The organism is Sphingorhabdus sp. (genome assembly GCF_023910635.1).
Taxonomy (GTDB): Bacteria; Pseudomonadota; Alphaproteobacteria; order Sphingomonadales; family Sphingomonadaceae; genus Sphingorhabdus_B.
Window position 1 is genome coordinate 1 of record NZ_JAAVVZ010000084.1, and the last position, 1594, is coordinate 1594.

The window sequence follows — 1594 nt, forward strand, 5'->3', positions numbered from 1 at the left end:
CGCCGGGGCCTTCGCCGAACCGGCCGCCCCACATGCTATTGGAATCCGACATGCGCTTTGTAATTGCCCTAATCCTTTTGCTGTTAACCGGGTGCGATAAAGAAACCCCAGGCCAGGGGCAAGCGCAACCCGCATTAGCTGCAAACTTGGATGCCACGGGCAAGACCGAGATCATATTGGAAAGCGCAAATGGCACCCGCGCAACGCTTAGTTACAGATTTGCGGGCCAAAAGGCACCAACCGCGCCCTTTGCGGACGCCGACGGACAGGATGTGGCTTTGGCAGATTTTGAAGGCAAGCCGTTGTTGCTCAACATTTGGGCGACGTGGTGCGCGCCGTGTAAGGCCGAAATGCCGACGCTGGACACGCTGGCAAAGCTGGAGAAGGACCGGATGGCGGTCATTGCGGTATCCCAAGACCTTGAAGGCCGCGCGCCCGTCTTGGCCTTTTTCAAGGAGACTAAGGTTCAGAATCTGGTGCCCTATACCGACGCCGACAACGCAATATTGGCCGCGTTTAACAACGCCATCGCCCTGCCCACGACCATATTATATGACAGCGCAGGCAAGGAGGTCTGGCGGATTGCAGGCGGCGTCGAATGGGATGACACCGAAATGGCAAAGCTGCTGCGCCAAGCAGACTGAAGCGAGGTTGCGTCAAGACGCGGCGGTGAAGGGTTGACAATATGTTGATATTATTTCACATTTTGGGAATTATGAATATTTTAGTGCACTGTCACCGTAATTCCAGCTTCAGATTAAGAACCTGCCACCGGGAACAAGGATCAATCGTGTGACGATTGGGGATCGATGATGTTCGAAACATTCCAAAGCAACTTTCTTCGTGATCCATGGACACGCGAAGGCGACGATAAACCCTATGCTACACCAAGCCTTCCGGGGCTGGGGCAGCTCTTTGATCAGTTTGGCGGCGCGTCAGTCCGTGGCGGCCTCTACAGGATCATTCATCCAGCGGATTTGGCGGATTGGCAGGATCGTATCCACCTTGCGTTTCCAGAATTTGAAGGGCGGATTTTCTGCTTTGGCTTTGATTGGCTGGGTCGTGTGTTCGCGCTCGACATAAAGCGAACCGAAGACGGCCAGGCGGGTGTTGTGATGTTCGAGCCGGGAACCGGAGAAGCTTTGGAAATCCCTGCAAACCTCCAAGGTTTTCACGATGCTGAATTGATCGAATTTGGCGAGGCAGCGCTTGCTATCAGCTTTCATGACAAGTGGTTGGCAGCCGGTGGAGCAATGCCGCGATTTGATCAGTGCATCGGATATCGCAGACCTGTGTTCCTTAGCGGAGCCGATGAGGTTGAGAATCTAGAAGTGTCGGACATTGATGTTTACTGGCATCTGATGGGGCAGCTGATCCTAAAGACCAAAGGGCTGCCGCAAGGAACAACCGTGCGGGTGAGTTTAACCTGACCCTCAAGGCCGCAGGCCTTGTATCGCTTTAGCGGTCGCCAAATGGGTTATACCGGCAATAACGGCACGTCGGATTTGAGCTACGATGCTTCGGTCGGCGACCGCCGCGTGGTCAGCCCGAACAGCCCCGGCACGTTCCGCAACCAACAGGTGTACGGCGGCGC

Annotated in this window: 2 protein-coding genes; both read left to right on the forward strand. The window is 55.1% G+C overall.

Features of this window, described 5'->3' with window-relative positions; genetic code table 11:
• On the forward strand, positions 1 to 644 hold a 644-nt coding region (locus HEQ34_RS14370), incomplete at its 5' end, for a TlpA family protein disulfide reductase (protein WP_296201604.1).
• A gap of 165 nt (positions 645 to 809) precedes the next feature.
• Positions 810 to 1430 carry a T6SS immunity protein Tdi1 domain-containing protein gene (locus tag HEQ34_RS14375; RefSeq protein ID WP_296201605.1) on the forward strand — a complete coding sequence of 207 codons (621 nt, stop codon included), beginning with the start codon at positions 810 to 812 and terminating at the stop codon, positions 1428 to 1430.
• Positions 1431 to 1594 lie beyond the last annotated feature (164 nt).

Coding starts and splice junctions, on each gene's coding strand:
- HEQ34_RS14375 (WP_296201605.1), top strand. CDS start 810: ATGATGTTCGAAACATTCCAAAGCAACTTTCTTCGTGATCCATGGACA.